Consider the following 15,766-nt stretch of genomic DNA (forward strand, 5'->3'; position numbering starts at 1 on the left):
TCAGTCGAGCGTGGCGCTGAAGCTGTGGGTGAGCCCCAACTCCCTGAAGCCCAGCCGGGCGTACCAGTGGCGGGGCCAGTCCTCGGCGTCGGCGACCAGGAAGAACAGCGGGCAGTCGGCGGCCAGGTGCAGGGCGGTGCGCAGCAGGGTGCCCGCGTAGCCGCGGCGGGTGCGGTCCTCGACGGTGACCACCTCCTCGATCTGGCCGATCCCCTGCTGCCGGTCGAGGTAGACGTCGGCCGAGGCCGCCACCGCGTGCTCCTCGTCGCGCACGGCCAGGAAGCGGACCTCGTCGGCGCCGCGCAGCCTGGCGGTGCGGCGCTCGACCAGGTGGTCGATGATGGACTGTTCGGCCTTGGGCAGCCAGGCCCGGGTCTGCCGGGCCACGGCCGGCCGCAGCTCGGCGAGGGAGACGGTCTCCGCCAGCGGCAGGCCGGGCTCGGCGGCCACGCCGGGGCGGGCCATGACCAGCTCCTGCTCGTGGGTGTAGCCGGCCGCCTCCAGCACCGGGACGCAGGCCCGCCCCAACTCGTCGTCGAGCACGGTGATGCGGCGGTGCGGCAGCGGGGCGAGCGCGGCGTCGGCGAGGGCCGGCAGCTCGGCCGGGTCGACAGGCCCGTCCACATAGATCTGGTTGTGCTCGTGCGATCCGGCGAACTCCGGGTCCTGGACCACGAATCCGCCCGGGAACCCGCTCAGCAGGGCGGCCTGTCGCTTGGCGAAGGACGTCCTGAAGCCGGCTGTGCGGCGGAGGTCAGCTGTCGTCGACATCGGATCAGTCTACGGATCGTGCACTGTCGGTCCACAGGGCGTCGGGCGGCCCGTCGACATGGCAGCGGCCGGTGCGGGTAGGTGCGGGTAGGTGTGGACCAATGACGCCATATCAATTGACATGCGCGTAATCGAAGGCGGCCATCGACTGCCCTAGCCTCGGCGCCAGCAACACGGTCCAACCGAAAGGGGAGCAGCGTGGTCGTCGCGGTCGGGGTCGAGGAGGAGTTCCATGTCGTCGATGTCGAGTCCAGAACGCTGGTACCCCGGGCTCGGGCGGTGCTGGACCGGCTTCCCGAACGGGGGTTCACCACAGAGCTCCAGCAGTCCATCGTGGAGGCCAACAGCCGGCCGCACCGCTCCCTCGCGGCGCTGCTGAGGGATCTGCAGACCTCCCGCCGGGCGCTGAACGACGCCGCCGAGCCGCTGGGCCTGGCCGTGGTCGCGGCGGGTACGGCGCCGCTGGCCCGGCTGGGCAGCATCGACCCCACCGACGATCCGCGCTACCGGCGGATGGCGGAGAACTACCGGGTCGTCGCCGAGGAGCAGTTGATCTGCGGGGCGCAGGTCCATGTGGACATACCCGACCGGGACACCGGCGTGATCGCCATGGGAGTGCTGGCGCCCTGGCTGCCGGTGCTGCTGGCGCTCTCGGCCAGCTCGCCGTTCTGGCTCGGTTCGGACACCGGCTATGCCAGCTGGCGGACGCTGCTGTGGCAGCGCTGGCCCACCACCGGTCCGGCCGGCTCCTTCAGCAGCGCGGCCGAGTACGACGCCACCATCGCGGACCTGGTGCGCTCGGGGGTGATCAGCGACACCGGGATGGTCTACTACGACGTCCGCCCCTCCGCCCATCTGCAGACCCTGGAGCTGCGGATCTGCGACGCCTGCCCGCGCGCGGAGACCGTGGTGATGATCGCCGGACTGTTCCGCGCCCTGGTCATGGACGCCTGCGCCGATGTCGCCGCCGGGACCGTGCCGCCGCGGCGGGCTCAGGAGTGGCTGCGCGCGGCGACCTGGCGGGCGGCCCGCTCGGGTCTGGAGGGCGATCTGGTGGACCCGGCGAGCGGCCTTCCGGTGCCCGCCCCGCGGGTGGTGCGCTCGCTGCTGACCCGGCTGCGCCCGGCACTTGAGGAGACCGGCGACTGGGACACCGTCGTCGAACTGGCCGAGGACGCGCTGGGCCGGGGCAGCGCCGCGCACCGGCTACGCCGGCTGGCCCTGCGCGACGGCCGCCGGGCCGCCGTCGACCTGCTGGTCGCCGAGACCCGCGGCGACCGCGTCGGCCGTGAGCAGCCGGCCCACCGCGGCCTGCTGCGCGGCTACCGCGCCGAGCAGGACGAGGCCGTGACCGTCACCGGGGAGAGCCGCGAGCCCTACCGGGCAGTGCTGGAGCAGTTGGAGCGGCAGGAGTCCGCCGGTCTGCGCAGCCGGATCCGCGAGCGCGACGCCCGGCAGTGGCGGGACGGCGTCACCTTCCGGGTGGACGGCGAGGACCAGCCCCGGCTGTTCCCCTACGACGTGGTGCCGCGCCTGGTCGACGGCGGCGAGTGGCGCGACCTGAGCCTGGGCCTGTCCCAGCGGCTGCGCGCCCTGGAGGCATACACCCACGACGCCTACGGCGAGCGCACGGCGGTCCGCGACGGGGTACTGCCCGCGCGGGTGGTGGAGGGCTCCGCCGGACTGCGCGACGCGGGCCGTTCGCCGCTGCCGGGGTCGGTCCGCATCCATGTCGCCGGCATGGACCTGGTCAAGGACGCGGCCCAGGGCTGGCTGGTGCTGGAGGACAATCTGCGGGTGCCCTCGGGGATCGCCTACGCCCTGGCCGCGCGCCGCCTCGCGGTGATCGGTCCGGGCTTCGGGACGCTGTCCCTGGACACCGTCCCCGAGGTGCTGCGGCGCACCCTGCGGGCGTCCGCGCCCCCCGGGGCCGCGGACGACCCGGTGGTCGCCATCGTCAGCGACGGGCCGCAGAACTCCGCGTGGTACGAGCACCGCACCCTGGCGCAGGCGATGGGCGTCGGCGTGTTCACCCCGGACCAGCTGACCATCGGCCGGGACGGCCGGGTCATGGCCGGCGGCGGACCGGTTGACGTCCTCTACCGGCGCATCGACGAGGACGACCTGGCCAAGGCGGTGGGGGAGGACGGCGTCCCGCTCTGGCCGGGGCTGCTCGCGGCCGTGGAGTCCGGCCTGCTCACGCTGGCCAACGCCCCCGGCAACGGGGTCGCCGACGACAAGGCGCTCTATGCCTTCGTCCCCCGGCTGATCCGCTACTACCTCGGCGAGGAACCGCTGCTGAACCAGGTTCCCACTCTGCTGCCGACCGACGAGGGCCGGCTCGACGAGATCCTGGAACGGCTGCCCGAACTGGTCGTCAAACCGGTGGACGGGTACGGCGGCGCGGGCGTCGTCATCGGCCCCTACGCCTCCCCGGAGGAGCTGGCCCGGCTGCACGCTGCCCTGCTGGAGGCCCCGGACCGCTGGGTGGCCCAGGACGTGGTCTCGCTGACCAGCCATCCCACCTTCGACGGCGAGCGCCTGGAGCCCCGCGTGGTCGACCTCCGGGCCTTCGTCTGCGCCGAACGCGAGGGCAGCGGCCCCGGCGCCGTCGGCCTGCGGCCGACCGTGCTGCCGGCCGCGCTCACCCGGGTCGCCGCCGGCGGCAGCCTCATCGTCAACTCCTCGCGCGGCGGCGGCGCCAAGGACACCTGGATCGGGGTGGCACCCGCATGTGCGGACTGAGCGGAGAGGTCCGCTTCGACGGATCGCGGCCCGACCTGGCCGCCGTCGAGCGGATGACGGACCGGCTGGCCGCCCGCGGCCCCGACGGACGCGGCCTGTGGTCCCAGGGCGCGGTCGCCCTGGGCCACCGGCGGCTCAAGATCATCGATCTGTCCGAGCGCGGTGCCCAGCCGATGACGGACCCCGGCGCGGGGCTGACCGTCGTCTTCAACGGCTGCATCTACAACCACCGTGAGCTGCGCAAACAGCTGGAGGGCGCGGGGCACCGCTTCTTCTCCCACTCCGACACCGAGGTGCTGCTGAAGGCGTACCAGGAGTGGGGGGCGGACTGCGTCACCCGTTTCGCCGGGATGTTCGCGTTCGCCCTGGTGGAGCACGAGTCCGGCCGGGTCGTCCTCGGCCGCGACCGGCTCGGCATCAAGCCGCTCTACCTGGCCGAGGGACCGGGCCGGCTGCGCTTCGCCTCCTCGCTGCCGGCCCTGCTCGCCGGGGGCGGGATCGACACCTCGATCGACCGCGTCGCCCTGCACCACTACCTCAGCTTCCACTCCGTCGTGCCCGCGCCGCGCACCGTCCTGGCCGGCGTCGGCAAGCTGGCGCCGGCCACCGTCCGGGTGATCGAGCCCGACGGCACCCACCACGACCACCAGTACTGGAACCCCCCGCACACCCGGCTGCCCCAGTACGCCGGGATGGACGCCGCGGACTGGTGCGACGCCGTCCTGGACGGGCTGCGCACCGCCGTGCGCCGCCGCACCGTCGCCGACGTCCCGGTGGGCGTGCTGCTCTCCGGCGGACTGGACTCCAGCCTGGTCGTCGCCCTGCTCGCCGAGTCCGGCGCCCGCGACCTGGCGACCTTCAGCGTCGGCTTCGAAACCGAAGGCGGCGAGCAGGGGGACGAGTTCGTCTACTCGGACCTCATCGCCGACCGCTACGCCACCGACCACCACCGCATCATGGTGCCCTCGGACCGGCTCCCGGCCGCCCTGGACCAGGCGATCGACGCCATGAGCGAGCCCATGGTCAGCCATGACGCGGTCGCCTTCCATCTGCTCTCGCAGGAGGTGTCCAAGGAGGTCAAGGTCGTCCAGAGCGGCCAGGGCGCCGACGAGATCTTCGCCGGCTACGACTGGTACCCGCCGCTGGCCGGCGTCCCCCGGGCGGAGACCGCCGACGCCTACTGCAGAGTCTTCGTGGACCGTCCGCACAGCGCGCTCGCGGCCATGCTGCACCCGGAGTACCGCATCGACCACGACGCCTCGGAAGAGTTCGTCCGCGCCCACACCTCGGCCGCCGGCGCGGACACCGCCCTGGACGCGGCGCTGCGGCTGGACAGCCGGGTGATGCTGGTGGACGACCCGGTCAAACGGGTGGACAACATGACCATGGCCTGGGGTCTGGAGGCCCGGGTCCCGTTCCTGGACCACGAGTTGGTGGAGCTCGCCGCGGCCTGCCCGCCCGAGTTGAAGCTCGCCCAGGGCGGCAAGGGCGTCCTCAAGGACGCCGGACGGAAGCTGCTGCCCACCGAGATCGTGGACCGTCCCAAGGGCTACTTCCCGGTGCCGGCGATCCGTCACATGGCGGGTCCGGTCCTGGACCGGGTCCGCGAGGCCCTCGCCGCCCCCGAGGCCCGCGCCCGCGGCCTGTTCCGCGACGAGTACCTGGCCGAACTGCTCAGCGCTCCCGACGAGCACCGCACCACGCTGGGCTCCAATGCGCTCTGGCAGGCCGCCCTTCTGGAAATCTGGCTGCAGACACACGAGATCGGATGAGGGCGCCACACGTGACAGCAGCACAACACACCGGGACGCAGCCGACGGCGCCGACCGCCCGGGCCCTGGACCCGCAGACACCGCACCCGACCGCGCCGCAGCACAGCTGCACCCAGGCGGCGACCGATCCGACCGGCGCCACGGCCGCCTACGTCTGCGACCGCGGCGGCGTGCCCCAGCTGTGGGTCGGACCGCTTGAGGGGGCGGGAGAGCCCCGGCTGCTGGACCCCGCGCCGGACCCGGTCACCGCCGTCTCCTGGTCGCCGGACGGCCGTTGGATCGCCTACACCTCCGCCCCCGACGGGGCCGAGCACGGCCGCGTCCTCGCCATCCGCCCGGACGGCACCGGCCGCCGGGTGCTGGCCGGCGCGGACCCGCGCGCCGCCGCCTACCTGGGCTGCTGGAGCCGGGACGGTTCCGCCCTCGCGGTGACCGAGGTGGTGCCGGTCAGCGACGGCGACGGCACCGGGCACAGCCACGGACTGCTGGCCGCCTCCCTGGTCGACCCCGAGGGCGGGCGCCCGACCCGGCGGCTGGCCACCGAGTCCGGCGCGGCCACCCTCCGGGTCTGCGACCTCTCTCCGGACGGCCGCCTCGCCCTGCTCCGCCGCGGCCCGCGCGGCCACCGCGAGGCCGTGCTGCTGCGGCTGGCCGACCTCAGCGAGGCCGGGACCTTCCCGGTCGCCGACGGGGACCCTTGGATCGGCCGCTTCGCCCCGGACGGCCGCACCGTCTGGCTGCGCAGCGACGCCGACCGTGAGTTCGCGGCCCTGCTCGCGGTCGCCCTGGACGACGACGGCAGCCCCGGCTCCGGCCCTGCTGCCGGCTCTGCTCCGGGCTCTGCTCCCGGCCGGTCGGTCCGGGTGGCCGCCCAGCGTTCCGGGACCGACCTGGAACACCTGACGATCGCCCCCGACGGCTCCACCGCCCTGCTCGGCTGGAACCGCCAGGGCCGCAGCTCCGCCGAACTCGTCCGGCTCGCACCCGAGCAGGGAGCCGCCATGACGCTCCGTCAGATTACCTTGCCGCACGAGGTGTTGACGCGGGCTGACATCGACGGGTCGGGCGGCCTGCTGCTGTCGCTGTCCGGATCGCGGTGCCGCCCGGGGATCTGGTCGCTGCCAGCCGGGCCAGCCGCGCCCGGCGTGAAGCTCCGCCCCGCCCCCTGGACCTCGGAGCCCGTCCCGGGCGCCGTCCGCCCCCGGCCGCTGCGGCTGACCGCCCGCGACGGCCTGCCGCTCAGCGGCTGGTACTACCGCGCGCCCAGGTCGTCCGACGACGCCCGGCCCGCGCCCTGCGTCGTCTACCTCCACGGCGGCCCCGAGAGCCAGGAACGCCCGGTTCTCGAACCGCTGTTCCAGGAACTGCTCTCCCGGGGTTTCGACGTCTTCGCCCCCAACGTCCGTGGCTCCTCCGGCTTCGGCCGCTCCTTCGTCGACGCCGATCTGGGGGCCGGCCGCTTCGCCGCCGTCGACGACGTGGCCGACTGTGCGCAGTACCTGGTCGGCCTCGGCCTGGCCGACCCGGGCCGACTCGCCGTCATGGGCCGTTCCTACGGCGGTTATCTGGTGCTCGCCGCCCTGGTCCGCCATCCAGAACTGTTCCGGACCGGGGTGGACATCTGCGGGATCTCCGACTTCACGACCTTCTTCGCCGGCACCGAGCCCTGGATCGCCGAGTCAGCCGCCGCCAAGTACGGCCACCCGGACCGCGACCGCGAGCTGCTGCGGCAGCTCTCACCCATGACCGACGTCGATGCGCTGCGCGCGCCGCTGCTGGCCGTCCACGGCGCGCAGGACAGCAATGTCCCCATCGGCGAGTCCGAGCAGATCGTCGCGGCGGCCAGGGCGCGCGGGGTGACCGCATCGCTGCTGGCCCTGCCCGACGAGGGCCACGACTTCGTCCACCAGGCGAACCGGGCGCTGATGCGCGGCACCGTGGCCAACTGGTTCGAACGCCACCTCGGTTGACCGAGCGCGGTGGCCCCGGCGGGTGGTGGCCGTCGCGGTCTTGCGTCTTCGCGGCAGTGGCGGTATCAACGGCTTCAAGCTGACGGATCGTCAGAAGGCTTACTCTGGGAGCCCCCATGCCCGCACCCGGACCGAGTCCGACCCTGCTGGACGCCATCCTGGCCCAGCGCGGGCGGCACACCCCCGGACTGGTCGGTGACGGTTTCACTCAGCTTCCATCGGCGGAGTCCACGCAGCCGAGCCCCGCTCCCTCGGGGTTGCGTGGGGGCCCGGGGGGTCGCTCCCCGGAAGGTTGGCGTACCCACAGCCACGACCAGGTGTTCCGCGCCGCCTGCGCCCGCGCCGCCCTGCTCACCCGCCTGCTCGCCGAGCGTCGCGCCGAGCACCCGCATGTCGGCCTGCTGCTCGACAACACTCCCGAGTACGTCTTCTGGCTCCAGGCCTGCGCCCTCGCCGGCGCCACCGCCGTCGGCATCAACCCCACCCGCCGCGGTCCCGACCTGCTCCGCGACATCCGGCACACCGACTGCGCCCTCGTCGTCACCGGGCAGCACCGGCTGCCGCTGCTCAACGGCCTGGACCTGGCGGTCCCCGTCCTCGACAGCGACAGCCCCGCCTACGCGGCGCTGCTCGCCGACCACCTCGACGCCGCGCCGCCCGCCGACCTGCCCGCCCCCGACACCCGCATCCTGCTGACCTTCACCTCGGGGTCGACCGGCGCCCCCAAGGCCGTGATCTGCAGTCAGCTGCGGCTGGCCAGGGCCGGCGACAAGCTGCGCGCGATGTACGGGCTGACCAGCGACGACACCGGCTACGCCTGCATGCCGCTGTTCCACGGCAATGCCACCATGGCGCTGTGGGCGCCGATGCTGCTCGCCGGGGGCACGGTCGCGCTGCGCCCGGTCTTCTCCGCCTCCCGCTTCCTGGAGGACGTCCGCCGCTACCGGGCCGGCTACTTCACCTATGTGGGCCGCGCCATCTCCTATGTGCTGGCCACCGAGGAGCGCCCGGACGACGCCGACAGCCCGCTCCGGCTGGGTTTCGGCACCGAGGCCGGGGCCGTCGACGCCGCGCGCTTCGAGGCCCGTTTCGGCTGCCGCCTGGTCGAGGGCTACGGCTCCTCGGAGGGCGGCTGCAACCTCCGCCAGGACCCCGCCGCCCCGCCGGGGGCCGTCGGCCGGGTCGGCTCAGGACCGGACGACGACCTCGCCGTGGTCGACCCGATGACCGGGGAGGAGCGCCCGCGCTCCCGCTTCGACCCCTCGGGCCGGCTGCTCAACGGGGCCGAGGCGATCGGCGAACTGGTCAACCGCACCGAACGGGCCGGGTTCGAGGGCTACTGGCGCAATCCCGAGGCAGGCGCCGCCCGGGTCCGTAGAGGCTACTCCAATCCTCCGGGGAGCGACCCCCCGCACCCCCACGCAGACCCGAGCCGGCCAGGCTCTGCGGACCGGACTCCGCCGGTTGAGGCCAAGTGGTACTGGACCGGGGACCTGTTCCACCGCGACGCCGAGGGCTGGTTCCACTTCGCCGGGCGCAGCGCGGACTGGCTGCGGGTGGACAGCGAGAACCTGGCGGTCGCCGACATCGAGAACATCCTCGGCCGCTGGCCGGAGGCCGAGGCCGTCGCGGTCTTCGCCGTCCCGGACCCGGTCGCCGGGGACCAGGTGATGGCGGCCGTGCAACTGCGCGCGGGCACGACCGGTACTGCGGATCCGGACGAGCTCGCCCGACGGCTGGCCGAGTTCCTGGCCGCCCAGCCCGACCTTGGCACCAAGATGCCGCCGCGCTTCGTCCGCTTCGTCGCCCGGATGCCGGCCACCGCCACCCACAAGACCGCCAAGACCGGCCTGCGCGCCGAGCGCTGGCGCACCGACGACCTGATCCTGTGGCGGCCGTACGGGACGGCGTCGCCGGCCGGACTCGACTACCGCCCGCTGACCGGCGACGACCTGGAGAAGATCGACGCCCTGTTCGCCGAGCACGGCCGCACGGCCTGGCGCTAGGCCGCCGCGTACGGGGCCAGCACCACCCGGATGACCTCCTCCAGCCGGAGGTAGGCGTCGCCGAGGGTGCTGCGCCCGGTGACCCAGGCCACCAGCTCGCTCTGCCAGGCCGCGTCGATGATGTGCGGCACCACGCTCCGCGCCGCCGCGGGCACCTGCGGCATCACCGCCAGCAGCGAGGCCCGTCCGGCGTTCCCCATCTCGTCCACCGCCTCGCTGGCGAACGGGTCGGTGGACACCGTCACCGCGACCAGCAGATGGGCCAGGTGCGGCTGGCGCTGGAAGGCCCGCATGCCCCGGTGGACGAAGCGGACCACCCGGTCCGTGCCGCCCAGCGGGACCGGTGAACCACGCAGTTCCGCGGCGAGATCCGTCATCAGCATTCCGCGCCAGTCCGAGACGGCCGCGGCAAGGAGATGGTCCTTCGAGGAGAAGTACCGGTAGGTCGTCCCTAGGGCGACCCCTGAGCGTTCACTCACCTGTTTCATCTGGACGCGCTCGACGCCGATCTCGGCTACCAGATCGATCGCTGCCCTGATCAGGTGTTTCCGGCGTTCCAGTTGGCGGGGAGACATAGCCTCGACCGGCCGGGGGGACAGGTCTACCTTGGACACCCCGCCATGATACCGGGAACGGTGTTGCAGGTGTATGACGCTGTATCAGATCACTTGACCGGTGTGGACCCGGCCTGCGGGTCCACACCGGTGAAACGATGTTCTCGTTTCAGGAAAGCTTGATCTGGCCGCCGCTCACGGCGATGGTCTGCGCCGCCAGCGGCGAGGGGGCCGGTCCGCCGGCGACCGACCCGTCCGCGATGTGGAACTTGCTCCCGTGGCACGGGCAGTTGATGGTGCCCCCCGAGACGCTGCTCACGGTGCAGCCCGCATGCGTGCAGACGGCGGTGAACGCCTTGAACGTGCCCGCGCTCGGCTGGGTCACCACCACCTTGTGGTCGGCGAACACCTTGCCGCCCCCCTCCGGGATGTCCGAGGTCGCGGCGAGGACCGTGCCCCCGGCCGAGCCACCCGCCGCGCTGCTGGACGCAGCCGCGGGCGAGCTGCTGGAGGCACCCGCTGCGGGCGCACTGCTGGTGTCGCTGCTCGCCGGACTGCTGCTCGCGTCGGCGGCCGGGGTGCTGGCAGCGCCCGCGGCACTGCTGCTGCTCCCGCTCGAACCGCAGGCGGCAAGGACGCCGGCGACGCCCACCACCCCTACGCCCGCGAGCACGGTTCGACGGGCAGTGGTCTGCTGGGACTCTTCGGCCATGGTTACTCCTGTACAGAGCTGAGGCTGGAGGGACTGAAGCCCGCTGTCTCGAGACCATACGCACCGACTCCGCCGGAGGTTCAGCGGCAGCTCAGCACGTAAGATCACGTAAGATTTGGGGTCGGCGGCTCAGCGCCGCTTCTCGCGCACCAGCGCCTCCTGCACCACCGAGGCGACCAGCCGTCCGTCCCTGGTGTAGAACTCGCCCTGGGCCAGCCCCCGCCCGTCCGAGGCGGACGGGCTGCGCTGGGCGAACAGCAGCCATTCGTCCGCGCGGAACGGCCGGTGGAACCACATCGCGTGGTCCAGCGACGCCAGGTTGACCACCGGCGGCTCCTGCCGCTGCGAGCGCGGCAGTTGCAGATGCAGCGCCGCCGTCGAGGCCAGGGTCAGGTCCGAGAGGTAGGCGAGGGCGCAGACGTGCAGCAGCGCGTCGTCCGCGTCGAGCTTGGAGGCGGACTTCAGCCAGACGAACTGCTCCTCCACCCCAGCCGTCCGGCCGGGCAGCCCCTCGGTGCCGGGCGGCATGATCCGCATGTCCAGGGTCAGCCGCCCGGTGGTCGCCCAGTAGCTCTCCGGGCCGCCCTCGGCCCAGGCCGCGTACGGGTTCGGCAGCCCCTCCGGGCCGGGCAGCAACGGCATCTCGCGCTGCCGCTCCGGGCTCTCCTCGGGCCGCTTGAAGGAGGCGGAGAGGGTGAACACGGCCTCCCCCCGCTGGATCGCGGTCACCCGCCGGGTGGAGTAGGAGTGACCGTCACGCAGCCGCTCCACCTCGTAGACCAGCGGACGGCGCGGGTCGCCGGGACGCATGAAGTACCCGTGCAGCGAGTGCACCGGACGCCCGGTCTCCACCGTCCGTCCGGCCGCCACCAGCGCCTGGGCCGCGACCTGCCCGCCGAAGGCGCGCAGCGGCGCACCGGCGTGGCACCAGCCCCGGAAGAGATTGAGGTCCAGGTCGTCCAGGCGCAGCAGATCGACGAAGTCGGAGATCACACGGGGCCGGCCGGATTCGATGTCTGCCATCGCAGCATCCTGTCAGATCGGCCCCGACAACCCCGTGTGACCTGCGGCACCTTGACGGACGGGCAGTTGACCAGGGGTTGTCAGCGACCGAACTCGCCGTTCAGCCGCCGGAAGTCCCAGCTGGTCAGGGTCTCGGGGGCGAGCCGCAGCCAGCCGTGCCGTCCGTCGTGGTACATGACCGCGCCGAACCCGTACTTGGCCGCGAAGAGCTTCTCGGCCGCCTCCAGCTCATACGGTCCCGGGTAGTCGAGCCCGGTCCTGGGCGCCTCCGCCACCTGCTCGACCGAGCCGGTCAGCTCGACGCCCCTCAGCTCGCCGTACTCCTCGCCGCTGTCGACCACCACGGCGACCCGCGGATCGCGCTCCAACTCGGCCCAGCGCCGGCTGCGGGTGATGGAGTAGAGCCACAGCGCCGAGCCGTCCCAGACGAACCACAACGGCGTCACATGCGGCCGCCCGTCGGCGGCCACGGTGGCCACCCGGCAGGTCCGCTGCCCGCGCAGGAACACGTCCCGCTGGTCGTCGGTCATCATCACGCGCCTGCCGTGCCGCTGTTCGCGCATCCTGCCTCTTCCTTCCGACGCGGTCGACCGGGACGATGGCCCCGGGCTGATAAGTAGAACGTGTTCTCAAATGATGTGCCAGGGGCCGCGACCGGAGGATTGCGCATGCAGACCGACTTCACCACGCTCCGCTACGAGGAGAGCGACCACGTCGCCCTGGTGACGCTGGACCGTCCCGAGGTCCACAACGCCTTCGACCTGCGGATGATGTGCGAGCTCCGCGACCTGTGGCGGGAGCTGCGCGAGGACGACAAGGTCAGGGTCGTCATCCTGACCGGCGCCGGCGACCGCGCCTTCTGCACCGGGCTCGACCGCGGCACCCTGGACACGGACGAAGCGGGCGCGGGCGAAGCGGGCGCGGGCGACCAGCCCATCGGCATCCGCGGCGGCACCCCGCTGCACTTCGACGACCCCGGCGACTGGATCAGCCCCAAGACCGCCGGCGACCTCTGGAAGCCGATCATCGCCGCCGTCAACGGGATGGCCTGTGGCGGCGCCTTCTACCTGCTCGGACAGGTGGAGTTCATCATCGCCGCCGAGCACGCCACCTTCTTCGACCCGCACACCAGCTTCGGCATGGCCTCGGTCTTCGAGTCGATGGCGATGCTGCAGCGCATGCCGCTGGGTGAGGTGATGCGGATGCAGCTCACCGGCGCGCACGAACGCCTCTCCGCGCAGCGCGCGCACCAGATCGGCCTGGTCCAGGAGGTCGTCCCCGGCGCCGAACTCCTCGACGCCGCCCTACGCGTCGCCACCCTGATCGCCTCCCAGCCCCCGCTCGCCGTCCAGGCCACCCTCCGCGCCGTCTGGTACGCCCAGGACCTCGGCTACCGCCAGGCCCTGGAGGTCGCCAAGACCCTGGTCACCCTCGGCGACGACCCCACCGCCCTCGCCGAGGGCCAGGCCGCCTTCAACTCAGGCACCCGAACCCCATGGCGACTGCGCTGAACAGCCGTCAGCGGGACTCGGCGATCGAAGCCACGTCCGGCGAGGTCATCGACGGCACGAACTCCGTTACCTCGTAAGTCCGCACAGGGTCGAGCGGATCGGTCGCCAGAATCCGATCCAGCTCGTCCCGGGAGACCCCGCGCGCCAGGATCACCCCTCCGGTCCGCGGCACCCGACGCCCCGAGGCCACGAACACCCCGGCCGCGTAGTGCTCCGCCAGCCACCTCCGGTGCGCCGGAACAAGCTCGTCAACCACCGCCAGCGGCGCGGTGTACGTCAGCGTCACGATGAACATGCCGGGACTCCTCCAGGGGGATACGCGCACGATCTTCGCACCCAGCCGGAGCAGCCGCGATTCCCCGACGGGCGAAGCAGAGGATAGGGTTCGGGGCATGGCTCCGTACTCCATCGCTGTCCTTCCGCCTCCCGTCCGCTAGCGGGCGGCGAGTTCCTGGCTGACCGGCGTCGCCCTCCTCGATGTGTCGACTGAGGGGCGTCGGCAAGGTGAACGCTGCCCGCGTGCCGACCTACCGCGGACCACAGCGACCACTTTCGGAGCCTTGCCATGCCCACTCAGCCTGCCCTGCCCGCACGTCCCCGCTCACATGCCGAGGCCGCGCACCCGACGACGGCCGACCCGACTCAATCCACCCACTCGACGGGAGCCCGTAGCCGCGCGCTCCTCGCGATCGGTCTCGCCGCGGCCTCCTGGGGGAGCGCCGGCGCTGTCGCCGCGATCCTCCACCGGAGCAGTGGCCTCGGACCGATCGCCGTATCGTTCTGGCGCTTCGCCATCGGGGCGCTGCTGCTCGTGGCCGCCCGGCCATTCCGGCGCCGCGCCGCCGACACCGTGCGCCCAGGGCCGCTGGCCCTGATCAGTACCGGCATCCTTATGGCGGTCTTCCAGACCTGCTACCTCGCCGCCGTAGACCTCGCCGGACTGGCCCTCGGCACCACCGCCGCGCTCGGCGCAGCCCCGGTGCTCACAGCCCTGGGAGCGCGCGTCGTCTTCGCCGAACGGCTCGGCAGGCGCGGCCTCACGACGATCGCCCTCGCCGTCACCGGTCTCGCCCTGCTCGCCTTCGGCAGTGACGGCACCTCAAGCGGGGGAACCGCCCCGCTCTGGGGCCTGCTCTGCGCCCTCGGCTCGGCAGCCGGATCGGCGGCGATCAACCTGCTCACCCAGGCCCAGACCCGGGACGGCCGCGCCCACGACGCCTACGACCGCGCGCTCAGCGGCTTCGCCGTCGGCGCTCTGAGCCTGCTGGCCCTCGGAGCCGCGACCGGTCAGCTGCTCCCTGCCGGGCACCACCTCGGTACGGCGGTCGCCCTGCTCGGCTACCTCGGCGCGGTGCCCACCGCGCTGGCCTACTCGCTCTTCTTCACGGCGATGACCGTGGTCCGGGCGACCGCGGTGTCGGTGATGATGATGCTGGAACCCGTGGCCGCGCTGCTCCTCGGTATCACCCTGCTGGGCGAGCACCTCACCCTCCCCGCCGCCGCAGGCACCGCCACCCTGCTCGCGGCAGTCGCCCTGCTCCGCGCCTGAGCGGCCGATCCGCCCGCAAGGTCTGTCTGTGTCGGACCACCGGTTCGTCCCGCGTCAGGGGGAGGTAGGACCATCGCCCCAGAAAAATGCGATGCGCCGTCACCCCAGGTCCCCCAGACTCGCGCGCATGACGACCCGCATCACCCGCATCAACCCACCCCAGCTTCACCAGCCGCCCGGTTACCACCACATCACCGTGGTGGAGGCCGGCCGCACCGCCCATCTGGCCGGCCAGTGCCCGATCGACAGATCGGGTGCACTGGTCGGCCCGGCCGATCTCGCCGCCCAGATCGACCAGGTGGTCGCCAACGCCCTGACGGCCCTGGCCGCAGTCGGAGCGGGGGCGGGCGATGTCATCCGCTCCGTGGTCTACGTGGTCAGCGACGACGCCTCGACCCTCGGCTCCGCCTGGCACCGGCTCAGGGCGTCGCCCCTGGGGGAGGCCTTCACCAGCGCCAGCACGCTGCTCGGAGTCGCCCAACTCGGCTTCCCGGGGCAGCTGGTCGAGGTCGACCTCACTGCGTCGCTGCCGTAGCCCGGAAGCGCGGATGGCTGCAGGTCGGACGGCGGCGTGTGAATTGATCGCCGGGTTGGCGGGGTGGCGCCCCACGCTTGCAACGGCAACACGGGCGGCGCGACCTTGCCCGCCGTCTCGCGCCTGCCCGGCGCAAAGAAGGCGCTTCGCGCCGGCAACTGGGGCGGGGGTGGGGGCGCTCTGGTGCGGAGCGTTTCGCGGTGGGCGGGGGTGGCGCCCCACGGTTGCAACGGCAGCGTGTGGTGGGGCGCGTTGGCCGCCGTTCCCCGGGCTCCCGCCCGGAAAGATGCGGCTCCCTCCCCAAGCACTTCGTGCAGGGGATACCCCATGCGCGACAGGGGCCGGGGGCGGCTCGGGTCCGGCGCGGAGCGCTCGCCGGGGGCGCAGGGCGGGGCGAGTGTGTCCCCCAATCGGGTTACCTGGGGGGAGTTACAACCACGCTGGGGGGCGTAGCACCCATATATGGGTGTAATTCACCCCAGCGTGGTTGTAACTCTCCCCACTACGGTGCAGAGTGGGCAAATTGGGGATGCTCCTATAGATGTCAAGTGGGTTGGGTGGGTTCGGGTTGGGGTGTGTTGTGGCTGGTCAGGGCGTGGTAGACCTCGCGGGCGATGA

13 protein-coding genes are annotated in these 15,766 nt (G+C 72.8%); 7 read left to right on the plus strand and 6 right to left on the minus strand.

Annotated features, from left to right (window positions below):
• Positions 1 to 771, minus strand: coding sequence for a GNAT family N-acetyltransferase (locus tag ABH941_RS39710; RefSeq protein ID WP_370137063.1), 771 nt, complete (start codon positions 769 to 771; stop codon positions 1 to 3).
• A 198-nt stretch (positions 772 to 969) separates the two neighbouring features.
• On the opposite strand from ABH941_RS39710, the gene ABH941_RS39715 reads away from it, so the two are divergent.
• The 4 genes from ABH941_RS39715 (at position 970) to ABH941_RS39730 (ending at position 9,264) form a co-directional block, all read left to right on the plus strand.
• A complete protein-coding gene (locus tag ABH941_RS39715; protein ID WP_370137070.1) occupies positions 970 to 3,516 on the plus strand; it encodes a glutamate--cysteine ligase in 2,547 nt (848 codons plus the stop codon).
• Positions 3,504 to 5,288, plus strand: a complete 1,785-nt coding sequence (locus tag ABH941_RS39720; protein WP_370137073.1) for an N-acetylglutaminylglutamine amidotransferase — start codon at positions 3,504 to 3,506, stop codon at positions 5,286 to 5,288. Before ABH941_RS39715 ends, ABH941_RS39720 begins: the two co-directional genes overlap by 13 nt.
• Positions 5,285 to 7,258 carry an alpha/beta fold hydrolase gene (locus tag ABH941_RS39725; RefSeq protein ID WP_370137076.1) on the plus strand — a complete coding sequence of 658 codons (1,974 nt, stop codon included), beginning with the start codon at positions 5,285 to 5,287 and terminating at the stop codon, positions 7,256 to 7,258. The genes ABH941_RS39720 and ABH941_RS39725 overlap by 4 nt, the downstream gene beginning before the upstream one ends.
• A 116-nt stretch (positions 7,259 to 7,374) precedes the next feature.
• Positions 7,375 to 9,264: an AMP-binding protein gene (locus tag ABH941_RS39730; RefSeq protein ID WP_370137081.1), complete on the plus strand. Its 1,890-nt coding sequence runs from the start codon at positions 7,375 to 7,377 to the stop codon at positions 9,262 to 9,264.
• Here ABH941_RS39730 and ABH941_RS39735 read toward each other — a convergent pair.
• From ABH941_RS39735 to ABH941_RS39750, 4 genes are all read right to left on the minus strand, one after another.
• On the minus strand, positions 9,261 to 9,878 hold the full coding sequence (locus tag ABH941_RS39735) for a TetR/AcrR family transcriptional regulator (protein WP_134008944.1): 618 nt from the start codon (positions 9,876 to 9,878) through the stop codon (positions 9,261 to 9,263). The genes ABH941_RS39730 and ABH941_RS39735 overlap by 4 nt on opposite strands.
• Positions 9,879 to 9,987: 109 nt before the next feature.
• Positions 9,988 to 10,530, minus strand: coding sequence for a Rieske (2Fe-2S) protein (locus ABH941_RS39740; RefSeq protein WP_370137089.1), 543 nt, complete (start codon positions 10,528 to 10,530; stop codon positions 9,988 to 9,990).
• 129 nt (positions 10,531 to 10,659) lie between these two features.
• A complete protein-coding gene (locus ABH941_RS39745) occupies positions 10,660 to 11,553 on the minus strand; it encodes an acyl-CoA thioesterase (protein WP_370137093.1) in 894 nt (297 codons plus the stop codon).
• An 80-nt stretch (positions 11,554 to 11,633) separates the two neighbouring features.
• Positions 11,634 to 12,116: a pyridoxamine 5'-phosphate oxidase family protein gene (locus ABH941_RS39750; RefSeq protein WP_370137099.1), complete on the minus strand. Its 483-nt coding sequence runs from the start codon at positions 12,114 to 12,116 to the stop codon at positions 11,634 to 11,636.
• 105 nt (positions 12,117 to 12,221) lie between these two features.
• Here ABH941_RS39750 and ABH941_RS39755 point away from each other — a divergent pair, with 105 nt between their 5' ends.
• On the plus strand, positions 12,222 to 13,064 hold the full coding sequence (locus tag ABH941_RS39755) for an enoyl-CoA hydratase/isomerase family protein (RefSeq protein WP_370137103.1): 843 nt from the start codon (positions 12,222 to 12,224) through the stop codon (positions 13,062 to 13,064).
• A 7-nt stretch (positions 13,065 to 13,071) separates the two neighbouring features.
• On the opposite strand, the gene ABH941_RS39760 is transcribed toward ABH941_RS39755, so the two are convergent.
• Positions 13,072 to 13,359 (minus strand): YciI family protein, encoded by a 288-nt coding sequence (locus tag ABH941_RS39760; RefSeq protein ID WP_370137107.1) that lies wholly within the window; start codon positions 13,357 to 13,359, stop codon positions 13,072 to 13,074.
• 270 nt (positions 13,360 to 13,629) lie between these two features.
• Between ABH941_RS39760 and ABH941_RS39765 the strand changes: the two genes are divergently transcribed.
• Positions 13,630 to 14,613 (plus strand): DMT family transporter, encoded by a 984-nt coding sequence (locus ABH941_RS39765; RefSeq protein ID WP_370137112.1) that lies wholly within the window; start codon positions 13,630 to 13,632, stop codon positions 14,611 to 14,613.
• Between the two features lie 127 nt (positions 14,614 to 14,740).
• Positions 14,741 to 15,148: a RidA family protein gene (locus tag ABH941_RS39770; protein ID WP_370137117.1), complete on the plus strand. Its 408-nt coding sequence runs from the start codon at positions 14,741 to 14,743 to the stop codon at positions 15,146 to 15,148.
• The last annotated feature ends 618 nt before the right edge of the window (positions 15,149 to 15,766 follow it).

The organism is Streptacidiphilus sp. EB103A, assembly GCF_041261405.1.
GTDB lineage: Bacteria > Actinomycetota > Actinomycetes > Streptomycetales > Streptomycetaceae > Streptacidiphilus.

Coding starts and splice junctions, on each gene's coding strand:
- ABH941_RS39750 (WP_370137099.1), bottom strand. CDS start 12,116: ATGCGCGAACAGCGGCACGGCAGGCGCGTGATGATGACCGACGACCAG.
- ABH941_RS39770 (WP_370137117.1), top strand. CDS start 14,741: ATGACGACCCGCATCACCCGCATCAACCCACCCCAGCTTCACCAGCCG.
- ABH941_RS39760 (WP_370137107.1), bottom strand. CDS start 13,359: ATGTTCATCGTGACGCTGACGTACACCGCGCCGCTGGCGGTGGTTGAC.
- ABH941_RS39745 (WP_370137093.1), bottom strand. CDS start 11,553: ATGGCAGACATCGAATCCGGCCGGCCCCGTGTGATCTCCGACTTCGTC.
- ABH941_RS39730 (WP_370137081.1), top strand. CDS start 7,375: ATGCCCGCACCCGGACCGAGTCCGACCCTGCTGGACGCCATCCTGGCC.
- ABH941_RS39740 (WP_370137089.1), bottom strand. CDS start 10,530: ATGGCCGAAGAGTCCCAGCAGACCACTGCCCGTCGAACCGTGCTCGCG.
- ABH941_RS39710 (WP_370137063.1), bottom strand. CDS start 771: ATGTCGACGACAGCTGACCTCCGCCGCACAGCCGGCTTCAGGACGTCC.
- ABH941_RS39720 (WP_370137073.1), top strand. CDS start 3,504: ATGTGCGGACTGAGCGGAGAGGTCCGCTTCGACGGATCGCGGCCCGAC.
- ABH941_RS39765 (WP_370137112.1), top strand. CDS start 13,630: ATGCCCACTCAGCCTGCCCTGCCCGCACGTCCCCGCTCACATGCCGAG.
- ABH941_RS39725 (WP_370137076.1), top strand. CDS start 5,285: ATGAGGGCGCCACACGTGACAGCAGCACAACACACCGGGACGCAGCCG.
- ABH941_RS39755 (WP_370137103.1), top strand. CDS start 12,222: ATGCAGACCGACTTCACCACGCTCCGCTACGAGGAGAGCGACCACGTC.